The organism is Mycobacterium sp. M23085 (assembly GCF_045343915.1).
In the GTDB taxonomy this organism is placed as follows: Bacteria; Actinomycetota; Actinomycetes; order Mycobacteriales; family Mycobacteriaceae; genus Mycobacterium.
This window is the reverse complement of the sequence record NZ_CP174280.1, coordinates 1,607,780-1,634,646: the sequence shown is the minus strand read 5'-3', so window position 1 is coordinate 1,634,646 and position 26,867 is coordinate 1,607,780. Positions and strand designations below refer to the sequence as shown.

Sequence of the window (26,867 nt, the reverse complement as noted above, 5' to 3'; positions counted from 1 at the left end):
TTGTCAGCGGTCGAAATGGCCCCGCGAATGAGGCAAACCTGAATGCGATCCCTTGCGCGGTATAGCGAAGGCCCGTCTGGGGTACTGGAACGAAGGGGAGGCGTCAGCCGACCCAGCAAGGGGTTGGCGTAATTGATCGAAAGCGAGAGCGCTGAAGTGGCGGCGGGTAACGAAACCAGACAATACGGTTTCGTCCACTCGGCATCGATTTACCACTCTCAGCAGGAGTTTGTGGATTTGGTGGGCCGCTTCGTGGGCGACGGTCTGGCGCTGGACGAGGCGGTGCTGCTTGCCGTGCCTCCCGAGATGCTGGCGCTGCTGCATGACGGGTTGTACCACGGCGGTGACCTGCCCGCCGGTGTGTGCATGACCGACATCACCGAGGTGGCACGCAACCCGAGCCGATTCATGGCAATGGAGGGCGCGTTCGTCGACGAACACCCGGACCAGCGGGTCCGGATCGTCAGCCAACTCGCGTGGCCGGGCCGCAGCGAGGCGGAGTTCATCTCCTGCATCGAGCATGAGGCGCTGGTCAACGAGGCCATGGACGGCTATCCGGCGACCAGCCTGTGCCTTTACGACGCCAGTCAGCTCGACGATGCCGTGCTGGCCGATGCCCGCGCCACACATCCGCTGCTGTGGGAATGCGGTGCGCTGCAACGCAGCCCGAGCTACGCACCTGGTGACGTCCTGGAACGCTGCAATCAGCCGCTGGCCGCCGGTCCCGGGGCGGTCACCTACATGGTCCGCAAGTCGGCCGATCTTCGGCCGGCGCGGTCCTTCGCCCTCGACTACGCGGGCTGGATGGGACTGTCCCAGGAGAGCACCGAGGATCTGCAGCTGGTCGCTACCGAGTTGGCCACCAACAGCCTGATGTACACCGGAGGTGCCTGCCGGTTGGCCTTCTGGCAACACGACCGGCATCTGGTCTGCGAGGCACGCGACACCGGAAGGCTGGACGACCCCCTGGTGGGCCGCCTGGACCCCGGCCCGTGCGGTCCCGCCAGTCGCGGGCTGTATCTGGTCAACGCCATTTCGGATCTGGTGCGGACCCACACCACCAGGACCGGCACGACGATTCAGGCGTATCTGCGGTTCGAGCCTGCCGCCGGGCCGGCCGGGTAGGACGAAGCGGTCCAGGTAAGTAGCGACCCGCCGTGGCCACAGGTCCCAGCGGGTCGCTTGTCTATGTGGTCAGAGGCCGAGCGCCCCGGTGATCCCGCCTACGATTCCACCGACCGTGCCGCCGACGGTGCCGCCGACGGTGCCGCCGGTAGTGCCGCCGACGGTGCCGCCCAATGTCCCGCCGGTGGTCGCCCCGGTGGCCCCGGTCACCAAGCAGCCGGTCGGCGCGAACAACACCATGACAAATCCCGCGGCGGCCGCGGTGGCTTTAAGGACCTTCTTTATCCTCGTTGAATTCATAATCACATCCTTTCCTTTGGAGGGCATAGCCTCGCGTGTAAACCGCCCGATTTAACGCATGCTATAACGCCTATCTGGCGAAGGTAAAGACCTGATTTAGATTTGGTGACGCGCCCGCCTGCGGCGCATGTCGGGCATGAATCAGCCGGTGCAACAAGATGATTCGGAGATCAGCACACCCGCAAGGCATTGCGCATTCGACTGCGATAAATGAAGAACTGCACGCCTTGGGCTGCGTCATCAAAGCGCAATATGGCATCAATCGAGCGCCCAGGGCGAGGATAATTCCGATGCTTAACCCCAATCGAACGGGGCGTGGCATTCTTTGCGGCTTCACTTGCCGATAGATGGCACAGTGAAGAAATAGTGTCCCGCCGAGACCAAGGGTCTCCGCGGGACGCTTATTCGATCGTTAAAGGCCGATGCTGCCCAAGATTCCGCCAATACCGCCGACGCCGGAGCCGCCGGCCCCGCCGATGAGGCCCGAGCCGCCGGCGCCGCCGGTGACCGTCGTCGCGCACCCGGGTACTGCCAACACCGCGGCCACCCCGACGGCCGCTGCGGCAGCTTTGAGGGTTTTCTTGGTGCTCTTCGCCTTCATGATGGTGCCTTCCATTGAGGGGTAGTTGCACAGCCGTCTAATTGACTGCTGCTCGCTAACATACCCCCTGTTACACACGCGTAAACCAAACTTTTAGGATTATTTTCTGTATTCTTTTGTACGGTTCGTTTGTAGCCCCCAAGCCAGTTGCAGCTGCGGCGGTCGGGGTCTAATGTCAACGCTCATGCGTCTTTTCGAGCGTGGCGTAGTAGCTAGCACCCGCAGCGGGGTCTGATCTGACCGACCCCCCGCTGTGGGTCGGAAGCTATTGCCGTCGGTCGCTCCTGCTGACCAGAAAAGACCGGCACCATGACCTTTTCCGAGCGCAATCAGCTCCGAAATTTCGAACCCGCCACTGCGTGGTTCGGCGAACGCTTCGGCGTCGCATTGCCCCGCGGGCTGCGCGAACAGGCCGACACGATGTCCTGGAAGAGCTTCGTCGCGACCTATGGACGCAACGCGGGCCCGTTACGGCTGGGCCGCTGGCAATGCGCCGACGAGGATCGTGCCGTTGCCCGACTGGGCCCGCAGGCCCGCGACTTCCGGGCGGTGATCGCCGTGGGCGATCGGATCAGTACGGTCACCGCCGCCGCGGGCGGGCCGATCGCGGCGCTGACCGCGATGCTGCACGAGCGCGGGATCACGGTCGAGATCGTGAACTTCCATCAGATGCGGTCGGCCACCGGCGTTGCCACATTCGTCCGCGGCAGCGACGGCGCCCACGCCGAGTGGGCGATGGGCTGGTCGGCCGACCCGACCCGATCGGCGCTGCGCGCCGTGATCGCCTGCGCCAACCGGTTATTGGCCGCGTGAGGCTCGCGCCGCAGCGCTTTACAGTGGGCGCAGCACAATCGGCATGCCGTCCATCGGAATCGGCATGCCGCCGTAGTCCCAGTGCGGCTGGTAGCCCGGCCGGGCCAGCTCGAGGCGGTAGCGGCGCAACAGCCGGTGCACCACGGTCTTGACCTCCAGTTGACCGAACACCATGCCGATGCACTTGTGTGCACCGCCGCCGAACGGCGCGAACGCGTACCGGTGCTTCTTGTGCTCCGAGCGGGGTTCGGCGAACCGGTCCGGATCGAATCTGTCTGGCTCCGTCCACAATTCGGACAACCGGTGGTTCATGCCGGGCCAGATGGTGATGTTGGTTCCGGCCGGGATGTAGTGTCCCAGCAGCTCGGTGTCGCGCACCGCCATCCGCATGTTGAACGGCAGCGGCGTCACCATGCGCAGCGACTCGTTCATGATGAGTTCGAGTGTCTCCAGCTTCTCGAGCGACTCGATATCCAACGGCCCATCGCCCAGGCGCGCCGACTCCTCGCGCGCCCGTTCCTGCCACTCCGGGTTGGCGGCCATGTTGTAGACCATCGTGGTGGTCGTCGAGGTGGACGTGTCGTGGGCGGCCATCATCAGGAAGATCATGTGGTTGACGATGTCGGAGTCGGTGAAGCTGTTGCCGTCGTCGTCCTCGGTATGGCACAGGACGGTGAGCATGTCGTTGCCGGTGGCGTTGCGGCGGTCCTTGACCCGCTCGATGAAGTAGTCCTCGAGCAACTTGCGGGCCTTCAGGCCGCGCCACCACTTGAACGGTGGGATCGGCTGCCGGATGATCGCACCACCGGCGCGGGTGGTGGTGGTGAACGCCTGGTTCACCTTGGTGACCAGGTCATGGTCGGACCCCGGCTCGTGGCCCATGAACACCAGGGACGCGATGTCCAGGGTGAGTTCTTTCATCGCCGGATGGAACAGGAAGCGCCCGTCGTTGGTGGGCCAGTTGGCGACGATGTCGGTGGCGACGCGATCGATGTGCTCGACGTAGCCGGTCAGCCGGCTGCGGGTGAAGGCCTCCTGCATGATCCTGCGGTGGTACATGTGCTCGTCGAAGTCGAGCATCATCAGGCCCCGGTTGAAGAACGGGCCGATCACCGGGTGCCAGCCCTTCTGTGAGAAGTCCTTGTTCCGGTTGGAGAAGACGGCCTGGGTGGCGTCGGGCCCCAGCGCGGTGACCGCCGGCATGATCGGCGAGTCCAGGTAGATCAGCGGACCATGGTTGCGGTAGAGGTGCAGCGCGTAGTCCGGGCCGCCGCGGAACAGCTCGATGATGTGGCCGAGGATCGGCAGCCCGGCGTCGCCCAGCACAGGTTTGAGGTCGCTGCCGGCCGGCGGTTCGGCCAGGACTTTGGTCTGCCATTCGTGGGCGAGTAGGCGCTTCTCGATCGCCCCCATCCCCGGAATCGTCTGCAGCGTCGGGGTGAACCGGCGCCGCGCCTGGTCCAGCAGGTACTCCCGCGTGCTGATGGTGGCGGTCATTAACGCTCCTTTGCGTGCCCTCCCGGTGACGGCCGTCACTGGTTTATAACCTTCGCTGAAAAACTTGACGGCTGTCAAGTTTGCTTTTTGCGCGGCGTGGTGCAAGGTCAGGTAGTGACCAGCCACCCCGCCACTCCGGAGCCGGGCGCCCGACGGCGTGGGGACAAACAACGCCAGGCGATCGTGCAGGCGGTGCGGGAACTGCTGCAGGAAAAGCCATTTGCTGAGTTGTCGGTCAGCACCATCAGCTTGCGGGCCGGGGTGGCACGGTCCGGCTTCTACTTCTACTTCGACTCCAAATACGCGGTGCTGGCACAACTCATGGCCGAGGCCGCCGAGGAACTCGAGGAACTCACCGAGTACTTCGCCCCCCGACAGGCCGGCGAATCACCCGAGGAGTTCGCCAAGCGGATGGTCGGCAGCGCCGCGGCCGTCTACGCGCACAACGACCCCGTGGTGACCGCCTGCAACGAGGCCCGCAACACCGACGTGGAGATTCGCGAATTGCTGGATCAGCAGTTCGAGGTGGTGCTGGGTCAGATCGTCGGGATCGTCGAGGCCGAGATGAAGGCCGGGACGGCCAGCCCGATCAGTGACGACCTGCCGACGCTGATCCGCACCCTGGCCGGCACCACCGCGCTGGTGCTGACCGGCGACCCGATCCTGACCGGGCGCGACAGCGACCCTGACCGGCGGGTGCGCGTCCTCGAGCAGTTGTGGCTGCATGCGCTGTGGGCCGGCCGTCCCTAGGGCGGTGGTACCGCCGGTATCGTCTCCGCCATGGCGCAGAGGGGATCCGGGCGATCTTTTGCGGGAAAGCGGTGCCTGGTCACCGGTGCGGCGAGCGGCATCGGTCGCGCCACGGCATTACGGCTGGCCGCGCAGGGCGCCGAACTCTATCTGACCGACCGCGACCGCGACGGTCTCGAACAGACCGTGGCCGACGCCCGGGCGCTGGGCGCGCAGGTCCCCGAGCACCGGGCACTGGACATCGCCGACTACGGCCAGGTGGCCGCGTTCGCCGCCGATATCCATGCCGCACATCCGAGCATGGACATCGTCCTCAACATCGCCGGCGTGTCGGCCTGGGGCACCGTCGACCGGCTGACCCATGACCAGTGGAGCAAGATGATCGCGATCAACCTGATGGGCCCGATCCACGTCATCGAGACTTTCGTCCCGGCGATGGTGGCGGCCAAGCGCGGCGGACATCTGGTCAACGTGTCCTCGGCGGCCGGGTTGGTGGCCCTGCCGTGGCATGCCGCCTACAGCGCCAGCAAGTACGGATTGCGTGGCCTGTCGGAGGTGTTGCGCTTCGACCTGGCCCGGCACCGCATCGGGGTGTCGGTTGTGGTGCCGGGCGCGGTGAACACCCCGCTGGTGAACACCGTGGAGATCGCCGGGGTGGACCGGGAAGACCCCAGCGTCGCACGGTGGGTGCGGCGGTTCGCCGGCCACGCCGTGTCGCCGGAAAAGGCGGCCGACAAGATCCTGGCCGGCGTGGCCAAGAACCGCTACCTGATCTACACGTCGGCCGACATCCGCGCGCTGTACGCGTTCAAAAGGCTTGCGTGGTGGCCCTATAGCGTGGCCATGCGCCAGGTCAACGTGATCTTCACCCGCGCGCTGCGACCCAGCCCGGCGCAGCTAGTCCGGCATGACCAGCTCGAGACGCACCCCGAGCAGACGGACCGGCCGGTCGAGCTCGAATAGGTCGAGAACGCGAAGCGCCGCGGCCACGATGACGTCGCGATCGGTGCTGGCCGCGTCGAGCTTGCGAACCTTGTTGCGGGTGTAGAAGGTTGCCGTCCGCACGGTGACCGCCACCCGGGTCACGACTCGGCCCGCCGCCAGCACATCCGTCAGTGCCCGCTCGGCCAAATCTGTTACGGCAGCCTCCATTTCGGATCGATCGGTGAGATCGCGAGGAAAGGTGACGACGTGGCTGCGGGAGCGCGGAACCCAGGGCTCGGCGGTGACGTGACTGTCGCCGCCGCCCTTGGCCAACAGCAGCAGCCACAGCCCGGTGCGGGGGCCGAACGTGGCCGTCAGCAGCTCCGCGTCGCAGTGGGCCAGCTGCCAAACTGTCGTGATATCAAGTTCCGCAAGCTTTTTCGCCGTCTTGGGGCCCACGCTCCACAACGCGTCGACCGGGCGGTCGGCCATCAGCGGCATCCAGTTCGCATCGGTGAGCATGAAAATGCCGCCCGGTTTCGCGAAGCCGGTGGCAACCTTGGCGCGCTGCTTGTTGTCGCTGATGCCCACGGAGCAGGACAACCCGGTTTCCGAGGTGATCACGCTGCGAATCTGTTGAGCGACGTCGCTCGGGTCCGCCGCCGTCACCGCGACGTAGGCCTCGTCCCAACCCCACACTTCGACCGGGTGCCCCAGGTCGCGCAGCACCCCCATCACCTGATCGGACGCCTCGTCATAGGCGGCCGGGTCGGACGGCAGGAAGGTCGCCTCCGGGCAGCGCCGGGCGGCGGCGCGCAGCGGCATGCCCGCCCGCACACCGAACTCCCTGGCCTCATAGGAGGCGCAGGTGACGACCTTGCGCGGTTCGTTCGGATCGCCGCTGCCGCCGACAATCACTGGCAGTCCGGCCAATTCGGGGTGCCGGCGCAACTCGACCGACGCCAGGAACTGGTCGAGGTCCACGTGCAACACCCAGTGCGGTGCCGCCGCGGGCACGTCGTTCACCGCCCGCAAAGCTTGCGCGCCAGGCTTTCCCATGCGTCGGCCAGACTCGCCAGGGTGTGACCGCCCTCGGCCAGTTGGTGCTCGACGTAATCCACGTCCAGCAGCGCCAGCAACGCGTCGGTCTGTGCGTCGAGGTCGCCGGTGGAGTCGGCCGCCTTGAGCAGCATCCGCACGTGCGTGCGCAGCACCATGGCCGGTGCGTTGTGCCGGTTTTGCGGGTCGCGGTTGGCCGCCGACAGCAGCTCGCAATGGTCGTGGGCGAACCGGATCCGCTCCCGGCCGAAGGCCGCCAGCCGGTCGGCCGGCGGCGCGCCGGGCCCCAACGGCGGCGGGCCGAACAGGAACGCCTGCTGAACGGCTTGTTCGTCCTCGTCCAGCAACACCATCATCAGGCCGGCCCGGCTGCCGAAGCGGCGGAACAGCGTGCCTTTGCCGACCCCGGCGGCGGCCGCGATGTCGTCGGTGGTGACGGCGTCGGCGCCGCGCTCGGCGATCAGATTTCGGGCAGCCTTGAGGAGCAGGGCGCGGTTGCGCGCGGCATCTCCCCGTTCCTGGTGCACCACCTGGGGGGCGAACACGTGCAACTCACCCGTCCGCTCGCTCACTCCTGCACTTTAACGCTGCCGGAATAAATCGGACTATAGTCCGGTTAGCTCGTGCGAGGATGTACCCAACGACCGAAGGGAACTCGGACAGTGGCAATCAAAATCTTGGCGTTAGTGGGAAGCCTGCGGGCGGCGTCGATCAACCGCCAGATCGCCGAGTTGGCGGCCGCGGTCGCCGCCGACGACGTGACCGTCACGATCTTCGAGGGGCTCGGTGAGCTGCCGTTCTACAACGAAGAGATCGACGACGCGATGAACACCGACGCGCCACCGCTGGCCCCGGTTGCCGCGCTGCGCGCGGCGGCGGCCGACGCGGACGCCGCCCTGGTGGTCACCCCGGAGTACAACGGCAGCTACCCGGCCGTCATCAAGAACGCGATCGACTGGCTGTCCCGACCGTTCGGCGACGGCGCGCTCAAGGGCAAGCCGCTGGCGGTCATCGGTGGATCCTTCGGCCAGTACGGCGGGGTGTGGGCGCACGACGACACGCGCAAGTCCTTCGCCATCGCCGGCGCGCGCGTCGTGGAGGCGATCAAACTGTCGGTGCCGTTCAAGACGCTGGAAGGCAAGCCGCCCGCCGAACACGCCGAGGTGTCGGCGAACGTGCGCGACGTGGTGGGCAAGCTGGCCGCCGAAGTCGGCTGATTGGCAGAAGTCAACAAGCCGCTCGCCGGCCGACCAGCGCGGTTGGCACCACCGAATAGCAGAAGCCGCCAGCTCCGGCTGGCGGCTTTGCTAGCTCCGGGCGGTCCGATCGCCGTCGGCGGGCATGTCGGTGGTCGCTGCTATATCCATACGTGGAGGCGTCCACGCCTCGGCGTGTGACCTGCGACACGCCGAGCGGGTGGTCGGGTTCCGTCGCGGCAGGGCTCACGACCAGGGAATTTCAAAATTGTTATTCAGAACATCTTGTATCCGGACAACTTGTCAGCCACTAGGTGTAGTGTTTCGTGCACCGCCAGATCCCAGGACCACCAAGCAAGCCAGACTCGGTGAACCCCCCGAAATCGGCACCCACAGGTCGCTCGACCGTGACCGCCGCACGACGGGAATCAGGGGGCCTGACGGATCGCTGAACCTAGCAAGACGCAGTTCAAAAGTAGTTGCCAGTCCGTTGGGTCCCCCTCTTCCGCAAAGGAGCGGCATTCTATGAGCATCACCGTGTACACCAAGCCGGCATGTGTGCAGTGCAGCGCCACCTACAAGGCGTTGGACAAGCAGGGCATCGCCTACGAGAAGGTCGACATCTCGCTCGACGCAGAGGCGCGTGACTACGTGATGGCCCTGGGATACCTGCAGGCTCCAGTGGTGGTGGCGGGCACCGAGCACTGGTCGGGGTTCCGGCCGGACCGCATCAAGGCGCTCGCCAAGGCGGAACTCAGCGCGTAAGGCAGAACGTCAGGTAAGGAGGTTGCGGTGCAGTCGCGCAACCCAGGTTGGATGAGTGACGACCCGCTTCGCCCGGCTGCGCCGCGCTTGCGATCGTCACTGGTCTATTTCTCCTCGGTGTCGGAGAACACCCACCGCTTCGTGGAGAAGCTGGGGATCCCCGCCACGCGGATACCGCTGCATGGCCGCATCGAGGTAGACCAGCCCTACGTCCTCGTCCTGCCCACCTACGGCGGCGGCCGGGCCACACCGGACCTCAACGCCGGCGGCTACGTCCCCAAGCAGGTCATCGCCTTCTTGAACAATGAGCACAACCGGTCGTTGATCCGCGGCGTCATCGCCGCGGGCAACAACAACTTCGGCGCTGAATTCGCGTACGCGGGCAATGTGATCTCGCGTAAGTGCGGCGTCCCGTATCTCTACCGCTTCGAACTAATGGGAACCCAGGACGACGTGGATGCCGTCCGTGCGGGCTTGGCCAATTTTTGGAAGGAACAGACGTGTCACCAACCGTCGCTGCAGAGCCTGTAACCACCGGAGCCCACGCGTTGCCGGGGGAGACGGATTACCACGCGCTCAACGCGATGCTGAACCTCTACGACGCGGACGGCAAGATCCAGTTCGACAAGGACCGCGAGGCCGCGCATCAGTACTTCCTGCAGCACGTCAACCAGAACACGGTGTTCTTCCACAATCAGGACGAGAAGCTCGACTACCTGATCAAGGAGAACTATTACGAGCGTGAGGTTCTCGACCAGTACAGCCGCAACTTCGTCAAGACGCTGCTGGACCGCGCCTACGCCAAGAAGTTCCGGTTCCCGACGTTTTTGGGCGCGTTCAAGTACTACACCTCCTACACGCTGAAGACGTTCGACGGGAAGCGTTACCTGGAGCGCTTCGAGGACCGCGTCGTCATGGTCGCACTGACGCTGGCCGCCGGTGACACCGTCCTGGCCGAGAAGCTCGTCGACGAGATCATCGACGGCCGGTTCCAGCCGGCCACCCCGACGTTCTTGAACTCCGGCAAGAAGCAGCGCGGCGAACCGGTGAGCTGCTTTCTGCTGCGCATCGAGGACAACATGGAGTCGATCGGGCGATCCATCAACTCCGCCCTGCAGCTGTCCAAGCGCGGCGGGGGAGTCGCGCTGTTGCTCAGCAACATTCGCGAGCACGGCGCCCCGATCAAGAACATCGAGAACCAGAGCTCGGGCGTCATCCCGATCATGAAGCTGCTCGAGGACTCGTTCTCCTACGCCAACCAGCTGGGGGCCCGTCAGGGCGCGGGCGCGGTGTACCTGCACGCGCACCACCCCGACATCTACCGGTTCCTGGACACCAAGCGCGAAAACGCCGACGAGAAGATCCGCATCAAGACGCTGAGCCTAGGCGTGGTGATTCCCGACATCACCTTCGAGCTGGCCAAGAAGAACGAGGACATGTACCTGTTCTCGCCGTACGACGTGGAGCGGGTCTACGCCCTGCCGTTCGCCGACATCTCGGTCACCGAGAAGTACTACGAGATGGTCGATGACGCCCGCATCCGCAAGACGAAGATCAAGGCGCGCGAGTTCTTCCAGACACTGGCCGAGTTGCAGTTCGAATCCGGTTACCCCTACATCATGTTCGAGGACACCGTGAACCGGGCCAACCCGATCGACGGCAAGATCACCCACTCGAACCTGTGCTCGGAGATCCTGCAGGTCTCCACGCCGTCGGTGTTCAACGACGACTTGTCGTATGCCAAAGTAGGCAAGGACATTTCGTGCAACCTGGGGTCGCTGAACATCGCCAAGGCGATGGACTCGCCCGACTTCGCGCAGACGATCGAGGTGGCGATCCGCGCGCTGACGGCGGTGAGCGACCAGACCCACATCACCTCGGTGCCCTCGATCGAGCAGGGCAACAACGAGTCCCACGCGATCGGCCTCGGGCAGATGAACCTGCACGGCTACCTGGCCCGCGAGCGCATCTTCTACGGCTCCGAAGAAGGCATCGACTTCACCAACATCTACTTCTACACCGTGCTCTACCACGCGCTGCGGGCGTCGAATCGCATCGCGATCGAGCGGGGAATCAAGTTCGGTGGTTTCGAGAAGTCGAAGTACGCCTCGGGTGAGTTCTTCGACAAGTACACCGAGCAGGTGTGGGAGCCGGCCACCCCGCGGGTCCGGGAGATCTTCGCCGAGGCGGGCATTCGCATTCCGACGCAAGAGGATTGGCAGCGGCTGAAGGAATCGGTGCAGCAGCACGGCATCTACAACCAGAACCTGCAGGCCGTCCCGCCGACGGGGTCGATCAGCTACATCAACCACTCGACCAGTTCGATCCACCCGGTGGCGAGCAAGATCGAGATCCGCAAGGAAGGCAAGATCGGCCGCGTCTACTACCCGGCGCCGTATCTGACCAACGACAACCTGGAGTATTACCAGGACGCCTACGAGATCGGTTACGAGAAGATCATCGACACCTACGCCGCGGCCACCCAGCACGTGGACCAGGGGCTGAGCCTGACGCTGTTCTTCAAGGACACCGCCACCACGCGCGACGTGAACAAGGCGCAGATCTATGCCTGGCGCAAGGGAATCAAGACGCTGTACTACATCCGCCTTCGTCAGATGGCTTTGGAGGGAACAGAGGTCGAGGGCTGCGTGTCCTGCATGCTGTAAACCCCGCGGTTTGTGAAAGAAAGATGATGGAATACACGACTAGCCAATTTGGCGACGCCGTAATGCGCGATTTTCGGCGCCGCCAGTTGGTCCAGCAACGATCTGTTACGGCTTCGACTGGCGCTGAACTAGAAGCGAAGGCACTCGGGCACCCGGCCTTTGAAAATCTCGTGGTGGGTGAAAGTCGGGCAACATCGCTTGTTGCGGTCTTTCTTGATCTCACGGACTTTACTGGCCGAACCTTTTGGGATGACGAAACCGAAGTTGCTAATCTCGCGCACGCGGTGTTGAGCGGGTTCGTTTCGGTTGTGTGTGCGTTTGGAGGTTATCCGCTGGGGTTACGGGGCGATGGGCTATTCGCGGGTTTCGGTCCTGGCGACCCTCGGGTTGATTCAGTTTGCGCACTGAGCGCCTGCGCCTTCGCGCTGAACGCGGTTGAAAATGGCCTTAACCCACAGCTGGATAAGGCCGGAATCCACCGTGTGCAAGCCCGAGCGGGTCTTGACTATGGCCGCATCACCTTCGTGCGTACAGGTAGTCGACTGCACAACGAAGTAAACGCGATTGGGTTCGCCGCGAATTTTGCTGCAAAATGCGAAAAGAAGGCCAAGTCCTGGGAGATTATTATCGGACAAAATATCGCCGAGCAATTACCCGATGCGGCGGCCTTCAGCGAGCACGAAAAGTCGCCCAAGCCTTACCAGCGAAACTATGAGCGTCGTTACTACAAGTTCTATGATTATTGGTGGCGCACCACGCTGCCGTATCTCCCTGGGGCGATCGAACAAATCAATGGCAATCCGACCTCCACAATCGCTATAAATTGAAACGGATAACAAGATATGACCATTGCCGCCCTCCTTCATCATCATGGAGTCCACGTTCCCAGATTCGTCACCGTGAACGGGCAAATCGTGTTCGACGGGGTGCGAGACACATCGTCGGGCTTCGAACACGCGACTTTCGGTTCGGTCACACCCGTGGCCAATCATAAATTTCACGGTGGCTGCGCAGAGCCCACTGACGCACCCGAGAGCGGCCGGGCGTGGTGGCACGATGACTCACGCCTCCATCGCAATATTTCGGCGATGGAGCGCTCGTTCCCAGGGTTTATATATTTGCCGCCTGAAAATGGCGTCTGCCCGGCCTGGGGAGGTGTAATCAACACGGGCAGGGGTCATTTCAAGACCCTGATTATGCCACGAAGAGATGAGGGATTGCCGCGTGTAACAGTTCTAGGTTTTGAGGCTTGGTGTTCATGCAGGCCGACGGTGGGTCCCTTCGCCACATCTTTATCGCAACGGAAACTTGTGTATTGCTGCAGAAAATGATTGGTCTCCAGAGCATCACACCGTTGCAACCGCCACGGCGTGGACGGCTCACTGGCTGGCCGCTTACACCGAATGGCGGATCACCCGAAGGTGGCCTACGGAGGGCGTCAACAGCATTGCGGCGTAAGCACGAAAGTCCGCCAGACCAATCGAATTTGGTGACAGGCGCGCCGAGCGATGGAAGTCTTGAGTCCATTGACCAGATGGCCAGCTGGGTACGGTTTGCAGATACGAAAGCCACGATCCTCGCCGCCGGACTTGGGGTGGTGGCGACGATGCTCGCAAGCAATGTGAAAACCGTTGTGAAGGCGATAAGTGAAGGATGTCTGGCCACTTTATTGGTCGGCGGGCTAAGTGTCGCAACAGTTTTGGCTTTCCTGTGGACTTTAGGTTGGTTGACTTGGGCGATTGTGCCGCGGAGCAGGGTGCGCTACAACCACTTGAACCGGTTTGCATGGCCTTCACTTGTAGGCGCGACGGTTCAGGAACTTCTCGCACATACAGCTCGCGTCGACGTGCAGACGGATGCATGGCAGCAGGTGCTCGATTTGTCCCAGGTCGCTTCCCGCAAGTACAGCGCGTGTGCGAAGGCGGTTTACGGGTTTGCCGCTCTGATTCTCGTTGGACTCGTATGCATCTCCACCGCAACATCGTTCGCGCCTCGCTGACACATCACGGCCCATCCCGAATAGGCGTCGACGTCGACTCGCGATACGTTGCGAATCTCTGCCACGGTCAAATCGTCCCGCCCGACCATCATGCGGCCTGATCCGACTCCGTGAATTGCGAAGTGGGCAGTCTGCCCAGGTCAGAAGCGGCCACGAGGTAAAGTGCGTGACGTGGTGAGAATTCCTCGACCTGCTAGGCCCCACCCGGCTGTCAAGCCCGGGGCCAAGGTCGACGCGCGCAGCGAACGCTGGCGTGAGCACCGCAAGAAGGTGCGCAACGAAATCGTCGACGCGGCGTTCCGGGCCATCGACCGGCTCGGACCCGAACTTTCGGTGCGAGAGATCGCCGAAGAGGCCGGCACCGCCAAACCGAAGATCTACCGACATTTTCACGACAAGTCCGACCTGTTCCAGGCGATCGGGGAACGGCTGCGCGACATGTTGTGGGCGGCGATCTTCGCGTCCATCGACCTGAAAACCGACTCGGCCCGTGAGGTGATCCGGCGCAGCGTCGAGGAGTACGTCAGCCTGGTCGACCAGCACCCCAACGTGCTGCGGGTGTTCATCCAGGGGCGCTCGGCGGCCAGCCCCCAGATCCTTGACGAGGGACGCGGCATCACCCTGGCGGTAGCCGACATGTTCGACAGCGAGCTGCGCGAGATGGAGCTCGACCATGCGGCGGTCGAACTGGCCGGGCACGCCGCGTTCGGCTGCGCCGCGTCGGCCACCGAATGGTGGCTGGGCCCCGAGCCGGAGAGCCCGCGGCTGATGTCGCGCGAGCAGTTCGTCGCGCACCTGACCACCATCATGATGGGGGTCATCGTCGGCACCGCCGAGGCGCTGGGCATCACGATGAATCCTGACCTGCCGATACACGACATGGTGGCCGGCAACCCGGCCGCGAGCTGAGCACGCCGCGGCGTTGACAACCGCCGCGGCCATCGATAACACTCGTCCCAACCGATACCCTGGGTACTGGGTATCTGCGTCAGCCGGGGCCGTAGCCGAAGACGCCAGCTAACGCCGACCCGAGACAGGCCTGGATAGAAGGACCGATCGACCGTGACCGACGTCGTGACACAAACCGAGGCAATTCCGGCGGCCACCGCCTCCAAGCCCGTGCACACGCGTGCCGTCATCATCGGGACCGGGTTCTCCGGTCTGGGGATGGCCATCGCGCTGCAAAAGCAGGGCGTCGGGTTCGTCATCCTGGAAAAGGCCGGCGACATCGGCGGCACCTGGCGAGACAACAGATACCCCGGGTGCGCCTGCGACATCCCGTCGCACCTGTACTCGTTCTCGTTCGAGCCCAAGCCGGACTGGAAGAACCCGTTTTCCTATCAGCCCGAGATCTGGGACTACCTTAAAGGGGTCACCGAGAAGTACGGGCTGCGCCGCTACATCGAGTTCAACTCGCTGGTGGATCGTGCCCACTGGGACGATGACGAGAACCGCTGGCACGTGTTCACCGCCGACGGGCGCGAGTACGTCGCACAGTTTTTGATCTCCGGTGCCGGCGCGCTGCACATCCCATCGATGCCCGACATCGAGGGCCGCGACGAATTCCGCGGCGCCGCTTTCCATTCCGCGGAGTGGGACCACAGCGTCGACCTGACCGGCAAGCGCGTGGCGGTGATCGGGACCGGCGCCAGCGCGATCCAGATTGTGCCGGAGATCGTCGGGCAGGTCGCCGAACTTCAGCTCTACCAACGCACCCCGCCGTGGGTGGTGCCGCGGTCCAACCCTGAGATCGCGCCGGCGGTGCGCCGGGCCATGGAGAACGTGCCCGGGCTGCGCGCGCTGGTCCGCCTCGCGATCTACTGGGGGCAGGAAGCGCTGGCCGTCGGTATGACCAAGCGGCCGAACCTGCTCAAGTTCATCGAGGCCTACTGCAAATACAACATCCGCCGGTCCGTCAAGGATAAGGAGTTGCGGCGCAAGCTGGTTCCCAACTACCGCATCGGCTGCAAGCGAATCTTGAACTCCTCCACCTATTACCGCGCGGTCGCCGACCCCAAGACCGAACTGGTCACCGACCACATTGCGCGGATCACCGCCGACGGCATCGACACCGTCGACGGCACCCACCGGGGAGCCGACGTGATCGTGTACGCCACCGGCTTCCACGTCACCGACTCGTACACATACGTCCAGATCAAGGGGCTGCACGGCGAGGACCTGGTGGACCGGTGGAACCGCGAGGGCATCGGCGCGCACCGCGGCGTCACCGTCGCCGACGTGCCCAACCTGTTCTTCCTGCTGGGCCCCAACACCGGGCTGGGCCACAACTCGGTGGTGTTCATGATCGAGTCCCAGATCCGTTACGTCGCAGACGCGATCGCCACCTGTGACCGGCTCGGTGCACAGGCGCTGGCGCCGACCCGCGCCGCCCAGGACAAGTTCAACGACGAGCTGCAGCGCAGGCTCGGGCCGTCGGTGTGGAACAGCGGCGGCTGCAGCAGCTGGTATCTGGACGAGCACGGTAAGAACACCGTGCTCTGGGGCGGCTACACCTGGGAGTACTGGCGGGCGACTCGCTCGGTCAAGCCGGAGGAATACCAGTTCTACGGCGTGAACATGGGCAGGGCCGCGGCAGTCTAGGCGGCGCCGCGCGAAGTCGTTGCGGCGCTTCGTTGTTCGCCGGACCGGGACTTCTTGATGAAGGACCGCAGGTTCTGCCGCACGATGCGGTCCAGCACCCGGTCGGATACCACGCGGTTGATCCACAACAAGATCGCGGCGTCGCGACCGATGGTGTAGCGAGTGCGGGGCCGCGATGCGGTCGCGGCCTTGGCGATCACTTTCGCGGCGTATTCGGCCGAGACGCCGTCCTCGCCGAACGACCGCGCCTGTGCCGTGACGCCCGCCACGAGGTCGCGGTAGCGGGCGAGTTGGGCATCGGTCAGGGTCGCCACGAGCCCCTCGGCGGTGGTGATTCCGCGCTCGGCCATGTCGGTCCGGACCGCGCCCGGTTCGACGACGACCACCTTGATCCCGAGCTCGGCGACCTCACGCCGCAACGCGTCACTGGCGGCCTCCAGGGCGAACTTCGAACCGGCGTATGCGCCGTACGTCGGCAACACCACCTTGCCGCCGACGGAGCTGATATTCACGACGGTGCCCGAGCTGAGCAGCAGGGCCGGCAGCAGCGCCTGGGTCATCGCGATGTGGCCGAAGAGATTCACTTCGAACTGCCGGCGCCACTGGTCCAGCGGCAGCGTTTCGACCGGAGAGTTGACCGCTATCCCGGCATTGTTGATCAGCGCGCGCAGTGGGCGGTGCTGCGGATCGCGCGCGCGACCCGGTCGGCGATCGCGGCGACGTCCGCTTGCCTCGTGATGTCCAGGATGTACGGCTCGATGCCGTCGGTGCGCAGCGCGTCGGCATCGACCTCGCGGCGCACGCCGGCCAACACGTGAAAACCCTTGCGAGCCAGTTCCTTAGCCGTGGTCGCCCCGATCCCGGTGGAAGCGCCGGTCACGATGATTAGCTCTCGGCGGGCGGCGGGAATTCGAGGGATTCATGACGGTCTCCATCCGGTGGGAATCCATAGAGTTAACGCTGTCAACTGAAACTAAGTGTTTGAGTTAACGCTGTCAACTGGATGCTGGCTTATGCTCGGCGGGTGACGACACGAGCGGAGAGTGCCGCGGCCACCCGCTGCGCGCTGCTCGAAGCCGCGGGAGTGTTACTCGACCTCGGCGGAGTCGAAGCGGTCACGTTGCGCGAGGTGGGCGCTCGGGCGGGCGTCTCGCACTCCGCGGCGTATCGCCACTTCGCCGATAAGGAATCGCTGCTCGCGGTCCTGGCCACCAATGCACTGAGCGAACTCGGCGACCTACTCGAGACTTTGGTCAAGAGCGACGATGCCCCCGAGGATTCTCTGCGCTCCGGCCTACTTTCGCTGATCGAGCTGGGCCGCAGCCGACCTCACCTGTACCGGCTGATGTTCACCCCGCCGGCGGGGGACCCGACCGAGGCGATGCGGGCCGCCGAGCGTGCACAGGATTTGTTCCTCGCCATCGTGGGTGGCATTACGGGTCCCGGGCAGGCGCGACGTTACGGAGCGCTCCTGTTGACCAGCGCCCACGGCATCACGGGCTTGGATCTCAGTGGCCACATGGATCTGGGCAAGTGGCACACCAGCGCCGAGGAGCTCGTCGACACGCTCATCTCGGTGTTGCCAAAAGCTGGATGAAAGCCTGTGCGGCCGCGTCCACGCCGGCCTCGTCGCTGGTGGCAACGAGATCCAGCAGCAGGCCTCGGGTGACCGCCAGCCCCAGCCGAACCAGCGCGGGGTCGACCGAGTTCCCGGCGACCGCTTCGGCCTCGGCGAGCCAGCCCTCGACGGCCCCGGGAAGCATTCGGGCAAAAGGCTTTTCGCCCGCGGCAGCGCGGGCGTAGCACTCGAAGAACAGGCGCTCGGATTCGCGGAGTTCGGGTCGACGGAGGTCGGCCCACATGACCGCAAAGCTTTCGGCCGGGTCGGCCGGCAATTCGTGCAGCAGTCGCATCTGGCGTCGCTCGATCTCCTCGACGATCGCCACGAGCAGGCCTTCGCGGGACCCGAAGTGGTGCAACAGCATCCGGTGACTGGTGCCAACCGCGGCGGCCACCTCGCGCAGCGGCCGGTCGCCGATGCCGCCGGTGGCGAACTCGGTTGTCAGCGCATCGAGAAGCCGCCGGCGCCGCTCGGTGTCAGGAGTGCGCGCCATCGGCGCGGCTGCGCTGCTCGGACAGCGCCTTGAGGCCCTGGGCCTCGAGTCGCAGGAAGCGCTTGGTCCTGCCGGCCATCAACCGCCCGACGAGGGCGCCGAGTGCACCGCGCTGATCGAGTTGCTGGCGCACCAGCGTGCGGCCGCCGGGCCGGGCGATGACGTCGTGCCGGGCGGTCACCCGCACCCCGGGCGAGCTGTGCACCCAGGTCCACGACCGGTCGGGATCGATCTCGGTGACCTTCCAGACCAGCTTCGACATGCCGGGCTGCTTGATCGCGAACCGCCTGCCGGCAGCAAGGCTCGAACCATCAAGGCCGACAAGTGAAGTCACCGACGCGGTCCACTCGGGCCAGTGCTCGACGTCGGTGAAGGCATCCCAGACGAGTTGGGGCGCTGCGTCGATCTCGACGCCGTCTTCAATAAACATGTACCAAATGGTACATGTTTGGCGCGCCATACTGGAGGTTGGATCGAAATCCGGTGGCGGCCGGACGCATGGGCGACACGTAATCACAAGTTGTTGTGTTGCCGTTGCTTGTCGTACCCCAGGGGTAGTGTCTGGGGCCTGAGGTCTGTCCGGCAAAACGGTGTGTGAAGTGGGGTTCTGGTGAGCGAAAACATGAAGCTGATCGACCGCGTTTCGGCGATCAACTGGAACCGGCTGCAAGACGAAAAAGACGCCGAGGTCTGGGACCGGCTGACCGGTAACTTCTGGCTGCCCGAGAAGGTGCCGGTGTCCAATGACCTCCCGTCCTGGGGCACCCTGACGGCCCACGAAAAGCAGATGACCATGCGGGTGTTCACCGGCCTCACGCTGCTGGACACCATTCAGGGCACCGTCGGCGCGGTCAGCCTGATCCCCGACGCGCTGACCCCGCACGAAGAGGCCGTCTACACCAACATCGCCTTCATGGAGTCGGTGCACGCGCGCAGCTACAGCAACATCTTCTCCACGCTCTGCTCGACCGCCGAGATCGACGACGCCTTCCGCTGGTCGGAGGAAAACCCCAACCTGCAGCGCAAGGCCGAGATCGTCATGCAGTACTACAAGGGCGACGAGCCGCTCAAGCGCAAGGTCGCCTCCACGCTGCTGGAGAGCTTCCTGTTCTACTCCGGCTTCTACCTGCCGATGTACTGGTCGAGCCGGGCCAAGCTGACCAACACGGCCGACATGATCCGGCTGATCATCCGTGACGAGGCCGTGCACGGCTACTACATCGGCTACAAATATCAGCGCGGCCTGGCGCTGGTCGACGACGCGCGCAAGCAGGAACTCAAGGACTACACCTACGAGCTGCTCTTCGAGCTCTACGACAACGAGGTGGAGTACACCCAGGACCTCTACGACGAGGTCGGGCTGACCGAGGACGTCAAGAAGTTCCTGCGCTACAACGCCAATAAGGCGTTGATGAACCTCGGCTATGAGGCGCTGTTCCCGCGCGACGAGACCGACGTGAACCCGGCCATCCTGTCGGCGCTGTCACCCAACGCCGACGAGAACCATGACTTCTTCTCCGGGTCGGGGTCGTCGTACGTGATCGGCAAGGCCGTCGTCACCGAGGACGAGGACTGGGACTTCTAAGCGGACAGGCCAGCGGGCCGCTGCAAAACGGTTAAGAACCGGACCGGCCACGCGCGTCGGGGGGGAGGGACTGGGGCCGGCCCGGTCCCCTCCAGAACACCGGCCGGGCCGGTTTTCTTCCCGGGCGCCGCGCCGTTTCCGACGCGACCATCCCGGACGAACAAGACGACTCCGAGGATGCACCGCCCGCGGGCGGGTGAGTCCCGGCCGCCGACTCGAAAGGCGGCCTGACTATGCGCTCTGCCGATGTTGCTGGCGGGTCTGATTCACGAGGTTGACGCCGACCGCGACGCCGCCCAATATTGCTGCGGGAAGGGCAATCTCAAGCTGGCCGGTCGTCGCGCCGATGGTCGCCAGCAGGCCGAAACCCCCGGCGACCATGTTGAGGTTGCCGGCGACCCTATTCGTGCGCTGATGCTGGTAGGCCCCGACCACGATCTCACCGACTCCGAGCACGCCGGAGACGATCAGCGGCGCGCCGGTCGCGCTCATGGCGGTGGCGATTACGTCGAATTGCACTTGTCTCCCAAATGATTACGGCTGAGCAGCAGTTGCTTCTACAAACCTTGCATACCCAATAAGTCAGGCCGGTATGGAAGTCGCCGGCATCAGCCCGCCGCAGGTTCGTCGGGGCGGCCAGGCACCGAATGCCGCTAACTGACCCGCGCTTACCGTCGGCCGCCGGTGACGCATCCGATCGGTTCGGTCGCCGCTGGGCCCGAATCTGCACATCTAGGATTTCGCATATCGGCTTTTGCCGGCGCGTCCTTGTTCGTTTGATGGCCGCCGCCGGACATGCGGCAACGGGTTTCATGTGGGTGGGCAAACGTGTTCGCGTGGTGAACGGCTTATGAATTGTGCGCACGGCGCGACCGCCCGCTGGCGCGGTCGATACGGCTGCCCTGACACTGTTGAGGTGACGAATACCGCCGCCTCCGCCACCACCAACTTCTGCCGTTCAGTGCTGCGCTGGCTGCGCGCCGGCTACCCCGAGGGCGTTCCGGGGCCCGACCGCGTGCCGCTGCTCGCGCTGCTGCGCAGCACCCCGCTGACCGAAGACCAGATCGCCGAGGTGGTGCACAACATCACCGCAAAGGAGGGATCGCCGGAGACGGTCGATCATCCCATCGACCGCGACGAGATCGCCCACTTCATCTCCGACATGACGCACTACGACGCGGGACCGGAGAACATCATCCGGGTGGCCGCCACGCTGGCCGCCGTCGGATGGCCGCTGGCCGGCATCGACGTCAGCGAAGTCATCCCCGGTGACGAGTGGGGAGAGGCCGCCGAGATCGCCGCGCGCAGCGCGCCATCCGAAACCGCTCCGGGCGCCGCACTGTAGGGACTGAAGGGCGTTGGCGCCCTACAGCTTTGAGATATCGATGACGAAGCGGTAGCGCACGTCGCTGGCCAGGACACGCTCGTAGGCTTCGTTGATGTAGTCGGGCTCGATGAGCTCGATTTCCGGCGTCACGTTGTGCTCGGCGCAGAAGTCCAGCATCTCCTGAGTCTCCGCGATGCCGCCGATGTTCGACCCGGACAGGCTGCGGCGCGCCAGCGCCAACGGGAACGCGCCCACCTCCATGGGGTGCTCGGGAATGCCCAATTCCACCAGCGTGCCGTCGACGTCGAGCAGGCTCAGATAGTCGTTGAGGTTCAGGTTCGCCGAGACGGTGTTGAGGATCAGGTCGAAGCTGTTGCGCAATTTCTTGAAGGTCTCGCGCTCGGCGGTGGCGTAGTAGTGCTTGGCGCCCAGCCGCAGCCCGTCCTCCATCTTCTTCAGCGACTGCGACAACACCGTCACCTCGGCGCCCATCGCCGCGCCGAGCTTGACGCCCATGTGACCGAGCCCGCCCAGGCCGATGATCGCCAGGCGGGTGTCCTTGCCGGCCTTCCAGTGCCGCAGCGGCGAGAACAGCGTGATGCCCGCGCACAGCAGCGGCGCGGCCTTGTCCAACGGCAACGACTCGGGGATGCGCAGGACGAAGTTCTCGTCGACGACAATCGCCTGGCTGTAACCGCCCTGGGTCACCGTGCCGTCTTTGTCAATGGCGTTGTAGGTGAAGGTCGCACCGTTTTTGCAGTAGTTCTCCAGCCCAGCCTGACAACTACTGCACTGGCCGCAAGAGTTCACCATGCAGCCGACCCCGACGTGGTCGCCCACCTTGTGCTTGGTGACGGCGGAGCCGACCGCCGTCACGACGCCGGCGATCTCGTGGCCCACCACCAGGGGGTAATTCGGTGTGCCCCATTCGCCTTTGGCGGTGTGGATGTCGGAGTGGCAGATTCCGGCGAACTTGATGTCGATGGCCACGTCGTGCGGGCCCGGGTCGCGCCGTTCGATGGTGGTCTTGGTCAGTGGTGCCGTCGGCGAGGTGGCCGCGTACGCAGAAACTGTGCTCATGGACATCCCTCTTCGATTCGATACGTCATCAAGAAGTTTAGCTAAGGTAAAAGTTCTTCCGCCAACGGGCGAGGCGAACATCACGTTATGACGATTTGCGCGTTTTTGCTGACCGCCGTCAGTTGATCGGGGCGTTCACCAAGCGCAGATCGTCGACGATGCCGCGCGCCGCGATCAGGCCCTCGCCGGTTTGCCATATTTCGTCGTTGACGACGTAGACCCGATTGTCGCGGTTCGCCGACAGCTTGCGCCACGGGTTGCTGTCCAGAATCGTTGCGGCCCGATCGGCGGCTGCCGGGGTGGCGCAGGAGACGTACACCACGTCGGCGTCGGCGATCGACAGGTCCGGATTCTTCGCCAGGTCGGCGTCGCCGGCAGCAATCTCGACGTAGGGCTTGTCGGTGAAGCGCTGGGTGGCCGGTCGGTCCACGCCGACCGCACCGAGCACGCTGGCCGGGAAGTTGTTGGCACCGTAAACCCGGATGGTCCCGGCGGTCAGCTGCACGATCGACGCCTGATAGTGGGAGGCGTCATGCCGCGCGCCGATGTCGGTCGCCCGCTGGGAAAAGGCAGTGATCAACCCGTCCATCGCGGCGCTGCGACCGGTCGCGGCACCGACCGCGCGCAGGTTGTCCTGCCAGGCGGCACCGGGTGCCGCCGTGAACACCGTCGGGGCGATCGCGGTCAGCTGCGGGTACAACGTGGGCGTCAACCCCTGCGATCCCAGGATCAGATCGGGGTGGGCGGCCGCGATCGCTTTCACATCCGGTTGGGATCGGGTGCCGGCGCCGGGCACGTTGTGCACCGCGCCGCCCAGATAGGCGGGCTGACCAGAGGAGCCGTCGGGCAACGCGGCGGCGACCACCCGCGCTTGGAGCCCCAGCGCGCACAACGCATCGAGCTGGTCGCCGGAGAGCACCACGATGCGCTGCGGGTCGGCGGGCACCTGCACCGTGGCGGGATCGACCCCCGCCGCGTTGTGAACTTGCCGTTTCGCGGTCCCCGGATCGGGCCCGGCGGCATCGCGCGCGCACGATTCGTCCGGACGGCGGTCGTTTCCCAGCACGCCGGCCCCGGCGATCTGGGTGGTGGGCGTGACCAGAGAACGGGTCGGCGTCCTGGCGGCGGGATTGTCGGATCCGCAGCCGCCGCAGGCCAGGATGAGCGCCGTCGCCACCGCGCCCACCCCGGCCAGCCGGGCGGGTCCGATCACGCCGAATGACACGCGTCAGACGCTAACATCCGGCCAGCTCGAAGGCGCCGCGCTCCGACCCGTTCGGCGCCGCGCCAACGGACACGGCGCACCTGGAAGCCATTTACGACAGTTTGTAGGACCAGCCCTGACGTCGCCATGATCGACGGCTAAGATTCCTCTCAATACTGTTTTTGGGCCAGTGTCCGATCCGGATGTTTGGAGAAGCTGTTGACAGCCGAAGCGCCCCCTTTGGGACAACTCGAGGCCGTTCGTCCGTACCCGGACCGGGTGGGCCCCAAAGGGAACCTCGTCTACAAACTGATCACGACGACCGATCACAAGATGATCGGCATCATGTACACGGTCACGTGCTTCGCCTTCTTCTTCATAGGCGGGTTGATGGCGTTGCTGATGCGCACCGAGCTGGCCGCTCCCGGGCTGCAGTTCCTGTCCAACGAGCAGTTCAATCAGCTGTTCACCATGCACGGCACGATCATGCTGCTGTTGTACGCCACACCGGTGGTGTTCGGTTTCGCCAACCTGGTGCTGCCGCTGCAGATCGGTGCGCCCGATGTGGCCTTCCCGCGGCTGAACGCCTTCTCGTTCTGGCTGTTCCTGTTCGGCGGGCTGATCGTGGCGTCCGGCTTCATCGTCCCGGGCGGGGCCGCCGACTTCGGCTGGACCGCCTACACGCCGCTGTCTGACGCCGTTCACTCACCCGGCGCCGGCGGAGACCTGTGGATCACCGGCCTGATCGTCGCCGGTCTGGGCACCATCCTGGGTGCGGTCAACATGATCACCACCGTGGTGTGCATGCGCGCTCCGGGCATGACGATGTTCCGGATGCCGATCTTCACCTGGAACATCCTGGTGACCTCGATCCTGATCCTGATCGCGTTCCCGATCCTGACCGCGGCGCTGTTCGGACTGGCCGCCGACCGACATCTGGGGGCCCATGTCTACGACGCCGCCAACGGCGGAGTCCTGTTGTGGCAACACCTGTTCTGGTTCTTCGGCCATCCCGAGGTGTACATCATCGCCCTGCCGTTCTTCGGCATCATCACCGAGATCATCCCGGTGTTCTCGCGCAAGCCGGTCTTCGGTTACACCACGCTGGTGTACGCGACCCTGTCGATCGCCGCTTTGTCGGTCGCGGTGTGGGCGCACCACATGTTCGCCACCGGAGCCGTTCTGCTGCCGTTCTTTTCGTTCATGACGTATCTGATCGCGGTGCCGACCGGGATCAAATTCTTCAACTGGATCGGCACGATGTGGAAGGGGCAGATCACTTTCGAGACGCCGATGCTGTTCTGCGTGGGCTTCCTGATCACCTTCCTGCTGGGTGGTCTGACCGGCGTGATGCTGGCCAGCCCGCCACTGGACTTCCACGTCACCGACAGCTACTTCGTCGTCGCGCACTTCCACTACGTGCTGTTCGGCACCATCGTGTTCGCCACCTTCGGCGGGGTGTACTTCTGGTTCCCCAAGATGACCGGCCGGCTGCTCGACGAGCGGCTGGGCAAGCTGCACTTCTGGCTGACCTTCATCGGGTTCCACACCACGTTCCTGGTGCAGCACTGGCTGGGTGATTTGGGCATGCCGCGCCGCTACGCGGACTACCTGCCCAGCGACGGCTTCCAGCCCTACAACGTGGCCTCGACGGTGGGCGCCTTCATCCTGGGCGCGTCGATGTTCCCGTTCGTCTGGAACGTCTTCAAGAGCTGGCGCTACGGCGAGGTCGTGACGGTCGACGACCCGTGGGGTTACGGCAACTCGCTGGAGTGGGCGACCAGCTGCCCGCCGCCGCGGCACAACTTCACCGAGCTGCCCCGAATCCGTTCGGAGCGGCCGGCATTCGAGTTGCACTACCCGCACATGGTCGAGCGGCTCCGCGCCGAGGCGCACGTGGGGCGCCACGCCACGGCTTTCGAATCGCCGAAGGGTTTCGGCCCGCGGACCGAACCCGATCGCTCGACTCCTGAGCAGTAGCGGCGGCAGTCGGGAGTGAGCTCACCACCCAAGGTGTCGGTGCTGATCACCGTCACCGGCGTGGATCAACCAGGCGTGACGGCGAGCCTGTTCGAGGCGCTGTCACGGCACGGGGTCGAGCTGCTCAACGTCGAACAGGTGGTGATCCGGCACCGTCTGACGCTGGGCGTGCTGGTGTGCTGCCCGGCCGAGGTCGCCGACAGCGCGCAGTTGCGCGATGACGTCGAATCGGCCATCCGCAGGGTGGGCCTCGACGTCAGCATCGAGCGCAGCGACGACGTGCCGATCATGCGGGATCCCTCGACCCACACCATCTTCGTGCTGGGCCGGCCCATCACCGCCGGCGCGTTCGGCGCGGTGGCCCGCGAGGTGGCGGGCCTGGGCGTCAACATCGACCTGATCCGCGGAGTCTCCGACTACCCGGTGATCGGCCTGGAGCTGCGGGTGTCGGTGCCGCCGGGCGCCGACGGGGCGTTGCGGACCGTCCTGAACCGGGTGTCCAGCGAGGAACAGGTCGACATCGCGGTCGAGGACTACAGCCTGGAACGACGGGCCAAGCGGCTCATCGTGTTCGACGTCGACTCGACGCTGGTGCAGGGCGAGGTCATCGAGATGCTGGCGGCCCGGGCCGGCGCCGAGGGCAAAGTCGCCGCCATCACCGACGCCGCGATGCGCGGCGAGCTGGACTTCGCGCAGTCGCTCGAGCAGCGGGTGGCGACGCTGGCGGGCCTGCCCGCCAGCGTGATCGACGAGGTCGCCGAGCAGCTGGAGCTGATGCCCGGCGCCCGCACCACGCTGCGGACCCTGCGGCGCCTCGGTTACGCCTGCGGCGTCGTGTCCGGCGGCTTCCGCCGGATCATCGAGCCGCTGGCCGAGGAGTTGATGCTGGATTACGTCGCGGCCAACGAGCTGGAGATCGTCGACGGCACGCTCACCGGGCGGGTGATCGGCCCCATCATCGACCGGGCCGGAAAGGCCACAGCGCTAAGGGAATTCGCCAGCCAGGTGGGGGTGCCGATGGCGCAGACCGTCGCCGTGGGCGACGGCGCCAACGACATCGACATGCTGGCCGCGGCCGGCTTGGGCATCGCGTTCAACGCCAAGCCGGCGCTGCGTGAGGTCGCCGACGCGTCGCTGACCCACCCCTACCTGGACACCGTGCTGTTCCTGTTGGGGGTGACCCGCGGTGAAATCGAGGCCGCCGACGCGGTCGACGGCGAGGTCCGCCGGGTAGAGATCCCGCCCGAGTAACCCGGCACGTATTCGAGCGTCGCGGTACGG

The 26,867-nt window shown here is 65.0% G+C and carries 29 protein-coding genes; 17 read left to right on the top strand and 12 right to left on the bottom strand.

Features of this window, described 5'->3' with window-relative positions; translation table 11 throughout:
• The first annotated feature begins 132 nt into the window (after positions 1-132).
• Positions 133-1,125 (top strand): anti-sigma factor RsbA family regulatory protein, encoded by a 993-nt coding sequence (locus tag ACIUM1_RS07265; RefSeq protein WP_406816537.1) that lies wholly within the window; start codon positions 133-135, stop codon positions 1,123-1,125.
• Between the two features lie 69 nt (positions 1,126-1,194).
• Here ACIUM1_RS07265 and ACIUM1_RS07260 read toward each other — a convergent pair whose 3' ends face one another.
• Both ACIUM1_RS07260 and ACIUM1_RS07255 read right to left on the bottom strand, forming a co-directional pair.
• Positions 1,195-1,425 (bottom strand): hypothetical protein, encoded by a 231-nt coding sequence (locus tag ACIUM1_RS07260; RefSeq protein ID WP_406816536.1) that lies wholly within the window; start codon positions 1,423-1,425, stop codon positions 1,195-1,197.
• A gap of 412 nt (positions 1,426-1,837) precedes the next feature.
• Complete coding sequence (locus ACIUM1_RS07255; RefSeq protein ID WP_406816535.1) at positions 1,838-2,026, bottom strand: hypothetical protein; 189 nt, start codon at positions 2,024-2,026, stop codon at positions 1,838-1,840.
• A gap of 309 nt (positions 2,027-2,335) precedes the next feature.
• Between ACIUM1_RS07255 and ACIUM1_RS07250 the strand changes: the two genes are divergently transcribed.
• Positions 2,336-2,839, top strand: coding sequence for a homocitrate synthase (locus tag ACIUM1_RS07250; RefSeq protein ID WP_406816534.1), 504 nt, complete (start codon positions 2,336-2,338; stop codon positions 2,837-2,839).
• Positions 2,840-2,857: 18 nt separating this feature from the next.
• Here the strand turns inward: ACIUM1_RS07250 and ACIUM1_RS07245 are convergent, their stop codons facing one another.
• Positions 2,858-4,336 (bottom strand): cytochrome P450, encoded by a 1,479-nt coding sequence (locus ACIUM1_RS07245; protein WP_406816533.1) that lies wholly within the window; start codon positions 4,334-4,336, stop codon positions 2,858-2,860.
• Between the two features lie 114 nt (positions 4,337-4,450).
• On the opposite strand from ACIUM1_RS07245, the gene ACIUM1_RS07240 reads away from it, so the two are divergent.
• Complete coding sequence (locus ACIUM1_RS07240) at positions 4,451-5,086, top strand: TetR/AcrR family transcriptional regulator (protein ID WP_406816532.1); 636 nt, start codon at positions 4,451-4,453, stop codon at positions 5,084-5,086.
• A gap of 30 nt (positions 5,087-5,116) precedes the next feature.
• Positions 5,117-6,049 (top strand): SDR family oxidoreductase, encoded by a 933-nt coding sequence (locus ACIUM1_RS07235; RefSeq protein WP_406816531.1) that lies wholly within the window; start codon positions 5,117-5,119, stop codon positions 6,047-6,049.
• Here the strand turns inward: ACIUM1_RS07235 and ACIUM1_RS07230 are convergent.
• Positions 5,984-7,027 (bottom strand): DNA polymerase IV, encoded by a 1,044-nt coding sequence (locus tag ACIUM1_RS07230; protein ID WP_406817578.1) that lies wholly within the window; start codon positions 7,025-7,027, stop codon positions 5,984-5,986. The genes ACIUM1_RS07235 and ACIUM1_RS07230 overlap by 66 nt on opposite strands.
• A gap of 5 nt (positions 7,028-7,032) precedes the next feature.
• A complete protein-coding gene (locus ACIUM1_RS07225) occupies positions 7,033-7,641 on the bottom strand; it encodes a helix-turn-helix domain-containing protein (RefSeq protein WP_406816530.1) in 609 nt (202 codons plus the stop codon).
• A 90-nt stretch (positions 7,642-7,731) separates the two neighbouring features.
• Here ACIUM1_RS07225 and ACIUM1_RS07220 point away from each other — a divergent pair, with 90 nt between their 5' ends.
• The 8 genes from ACIUM1_RS07220 to ACIUM1_RS07185 all read left to right on the top strand — a co-directional run bounded on the left by ACIUM1_RS07220 (position 7,732) and on the right by ACIUM1_RS07185 (position 16,296).
• On the top strand, positions 7,732-8,286 hold the full coding sequence (locus ACIUM1_RS07220) for an NAD(P)H-dependent oxidoreductase (RefSeq protein WP_406816529.1): 555 nt from the start codon (positions 7,732-7,734) through the stop codon (positions 8,284-8,286).
• 504 nt (positions 8,287-8,790) lie between these two features.
• Entirely contained in the window at positions 8,791-9,030 is a 240-nt protein-coding gene (locus ACIUM1_RS07215; protein ID WP_406816528.1) for a redoxin NrdH, read from the top strand.
• Between the two features lie 51 nt (positions 9,031-9,081).
• A complete protein-coding gene (nrdI, locus tag ACIUM1_RS07210) occupies positions 9,082-9,561 on the top strand; it encodes a class Ib ribonucleoside-diphosphate reductase assembly flavoprotein NrdI (protein ID WP_406816527.1) in 480 nt (159 codons plus the stop codon).
• Positions 9,531-11,696 carry a class 1b ribonucleoside-diphosphate reductase subunit alpha gene (gene nrdE, locus ACIUM1_RS07205; protein ID WP_406816526.1) on the top strand — a complete coding sequence of 722 codons (2,166 nt, stop codon included), beginning with the start codon at positions 9,531-9,533 and terminating at the stop codon, positions 11,694-11,696. The genes nrdI and nrdE overlap by 31 nt, the downstream gene beginning before the upstream one ends.
• A 26-nt stretch (positions 11,697-11,722) precedes the next feature.
• Complete coding sequence (locus ACIUM1_RS07200; protein WP_406816525.1) at positions 11,723-12,523, top strand: adenylate/guanylate cyclase domain-containing protein; 801 nt, start codon at positions 11,723-11,725, stop codon at positions 12,521-12,523.
• Positions 12,524-12,945: 422 nt separating this feature from the next.
• Positions 12,946-13,695 carry a hypothetical protein gene (locus ACIUM1_RS07195; protein ID WP_406816524.1) on the top strand — a complete coding sequence of 250 codons (750 nt, stop codon included), beginning with the start codon at positions 12,946-12,948 and terminating at the stop codon, positions 13,693-13,695.
• 171 nt (positions 13,696-13,866) lie between these two features.
• Positions 13,867-14,604 (top strand): TetR/AcrR family transcriptional regulator, encoded by a 738-nt coding sequence (locus tag ACIUM1_RS07190; RefSeq protein WP_406816523.1) that lies wholly within the window; start codon positions 13,867-13,869, stop codon positions 14,602-14,604.
• A 153-nt stretch (positions 14,605-14,757) separates the two neighbouring features.
• Positions 14,758-16,296 (top strand): flavin-containing monooxygenase, encoded by a 1,539-nt coding sequence (locus ACIUM1_RS07185; protein ID WP_406816522.1) that lies wholly within the window; start codon positions 14,758-14,760, stop codon positions 16,294-16,296.
• On the opposite strand, the gene ACIUM1_RS07180 is transcribed toward ACIUM1_RS07185, so the two are convergent.
• Both ACIUM1_RS07180 and ACIUM1_RS07175 read right to left on the bottom strand, forming a co-directional pair.
• On the bottom strand, positions 16,293-16,940 hold the full coding sequence (locus ACIUM1_RS07180; RefSeq protein ID WP_406817577.1) for an SDR family NAD(P)-dependent oxidoreductase: 648 nt from the start codon (positions 16,938-16,940) through the stop codon (positions 16,293-16,295). The genes ACIUM1_RS07185 and ACIUM1_RS07180 overlap by 4 nt on opposite strands.
• A 14-nt stretch (positions 16,941-16,954) precedes the next feature.
• Positions 16,955-17,176 carry an SDR family NAD(P)-dependent oxidoreductase gene (locus ACIUM1_RS07175; protein ID WP_406816521.1) on the bottom strand — a complete coding sequence of 74 codons (222 nt, stop codon included), beginning with the start codon at positions 17,174-17,176 and terminating at the stop codon, positions 16,955-16,957.
• A 144-nt stretch (positions 17,177-17,320) separates the two neighbouring features.
• Between ACIUM1_RS07175 and ACIUM1_RS07170 the strand changes: the two genes are divergently transcribed.
• Positions 17,321-17,893 (top strand): TetR/AcrR family transcriptional regulator, encoded by a 573-nt coding sequence (locus tag ACIUM1_RS07170; protein ID WP_406816520.1) that lies wholly within the window; start codon positions 17,321-17,323, stop codon positions 17,891-17,893.
• On the opposite strand, the gene ACIUM1_RS07165 is transcribed toward ACIUM1_RS07170, so the two are convergent.
• Both ACIUM1_RS07165 and ACIUM1_RS07160 read right to left on the bottom strand, forming a co-directional pair.
• Positions 17,865-18,410, bottom strand: coding sequence for a TetR family transcriptional regulator (locus ACIUM1_RS07165; protein ID WP_406816519.1), 546 nt, complete (start codon positions 18,408-18,410; stop codon positions 17,865-17,867). The genes ACIUM1_RS07170 and ACIUM1_RS07165 overlap by 29 nt on opposite strands.
• On the bottom strand, positions 18,394-18,870 hold the full coding sequence (locus ACIUM1_RS07160; protein WP_406816518.1) for an SRPBCC family protein: 477 nt from the start codon (positions 18,868-18,870) through the stop codon (positions 18,394-18,396). Before ACIUM1_RS07160 ends, ACIUM1_RS07165 begins: the two co-directional genes overlap by 17 nt.
• Before the next feature lie 150 nt (positions 18,871-19,020).
• On the opposite strand from ACIUM1_RS07160, the gene nrdF reads away from it, so the two are divergent.
• Positions 19,021-19,995, top strand: coding sequence for a class 1b ribonucleoside-diphosphate reductase subunit beta (gene nrdF, locus ACIUM1_RS07155; protein WP_170879956.1), 975 nt, complete (start codon positions 19,021-19,023; stop codon positions 19,993-19,995).
• A 231-nt stretch (positions 19,996-20,226) separates the two neighbouring features.
• Here nrdF and ACIUM1_RS07150 read toward each other — a convergent pair whose 3' ends face one another.
• The gene (locus ACIUM1_RS07150; protein WP_406816517.1) at positions 20,227-20,487 is read right to left on the bottom strand and encodes a hypothetical protein; all 261 of its coding nucleotides are present in this window, start codon (positions 20,485-20,487) and stop codon (positions 20,227-20,229) included.
• Between the two features lie 424 nt (positions 20,488-20,911).
• On the opposite strand from ACIUM1_RS07150, the gene ACIUM1_RS07145 reads away from it, so the two are divergent.
• The gene (locus ACIUM1_RS07145) at positions 20,912-21,340 is read left to right on the top strand and encodes a DUF3349 domain-containing protein (RefSeq protein WP_406816516.1); all 429 of its coding nucleotides are present in this window, start codon (positions 20,912-20,914) and stop codon (positions 21,338-21,340) included.
• A gap of 21 nt (positions 21,341-21,361) precedes the next feature.
• Here the strand turns inward: ACIUM1_RS07145 and ACIUM1_RS07140 are convergent, their stop codons facing one another.
• Together ACIUM1_RS07140 and ACIUM1_RS07135 are read right to left on the bottom strand one after the other, a co-directional pair.
• Complete coding sequence (locus ACIUM1_RS07140) at positions 21,362-22,402, bottom strand: NAD(P)-dependent alcohol dehydrogenase (protein WP_406816515.1); 1,041 nt, start codon at positions 22,400-22,402, stop codon at positions 21,362-21,364.
• Positions 22,403-22,520: 118 nt separating this feature from the next.
• The gene (locus ACIUM1_RS07135; protein ID WP_406816514.1) at positions 22,521-23,627 is read right to left on the bottom strand and encodes an iron-siderophore ABC transporter substrate-binding protein; all 1,107 of its coding nucleotides are present in this window, start codon (positions 23,625-23,627) and stop codon (positions 22,521-22,523) included.
• A gap of 198 nt (positions 23,628-23,825) precedes the next feature.
• On the opposite strand from ACIUM1_RS07135, the gene ctaD reads away from it, so the two are divergent.
• Both ctaD and serB read left to right on the top strand, forming a co-directional pair.
• Positions 23,826-25,586, top strand: a complete 1,761-nt coding sequence (gene ctaD, locus ACIUM1_RS07130; RefSeq protein ID WP_406816513.1) for a cytochrome c oxidase subunit I — start codon at positions 23,826-23,828, stop codon at positions 25,584-25,586.
• A gap of 15 nt (positions 25,587-25,601) precedes the next feature.
• A complete protein-coding gene (serB, locus tag ACIUM1_RS07125; RefSeq protein WP_406816512.1) occupies positions 25,602-26,837 on the top strand; it encodes a phosphoserine phosphatase SerB in 1,236 nt (411 codons plus the stop codon).
• Positions 26,838-26,867 lie beyond the last annotated feature (30 nt).

Coding starts and splice junctions, on each gene's coding strand:
- ACIUM1_RS07150 (WP_406816517.1), bottom strand. CDS start 20,487: ATGAGCGCGACCGGCGCGCCGCTGATCGTCTCCGGCGTGCTCGGAGTC.
- ACIUM1_RS07160 (WP_406816518.1), bottom strand. CDS start 18,870: ATGGCGCGCCAAACATGTACCATTTGGTACATGTTTATTGAAGACGGC.
- ACIUM1_RS07260 (WP_406816536.1), bottom strand. CDS start 1,425: ATGAATTCAACGAGGATAAAGAAGGTCCTTAAAGCCACCGCGGCCGCC.
- ACIUM1_RS07215 (WP_406816528.1), top strand. CDS start 8,791: ATGAGCATCACCGTGTACACCAAGCCGGCATGTGTGCAGTGCAGCGCC.
- ACIUM1_RS07200 (WP_406816525.1), top strand. CDS start 11,723: ATGGAATACACGACTAGCCAATTTGGCGACGCCGTAATGCGCGATTTT.
- ACIUM1_RS07250 (WP_406816534.1), top strand. CDS start 2,336: ATGACCTTTTCCGAGCGCAATCAGCTCCGAAATTTCGAACCCGCCACT.
- ACIUM1_RS07165 (WP_406816519.1), bottom strand. CDS start 18,410: ATGGCGCGCACTCCTGACACCGAGCGGCGCCGGCGGCTTCTCGATGCG.
- ACIUM1_RS07235 (WP_406816531.1), top strand. CDS start 5,117: ATGGCGCAGAGGGGATCCGGGCGATCTTTTGCGGGAAAGCGGTGCCTG.
- ACIUM1_RS07140 (WP_406816515.1), bottom strand. CDS start 22,402: ATGAGCACAGTTTCTGCGTACGCGGCCACCTCGCCGACGGCACCACTG.
- ACIUM1_RS07255 (WP_406816535.1), bottom strand. CDS start 2,026: ATGAAGGCGAAGAGCACCAAGAAAACCCTCAAAGCTGCCGCAGCGGCC.
- ACIUM1_RS07245 (WP_406816533.1), bottom strand. CDS start 4,336: ATGACCGCCACCATCAGCACGCGGGAGTACCTGCTGGACCAGGCGCGG.
- nrdI (WP_406816527.1), top strand. CDS start 9,082: ATGAGTGACGACCCGCTTCGCCCGGCTGCGCCGCGCTTGCGATCGTCA.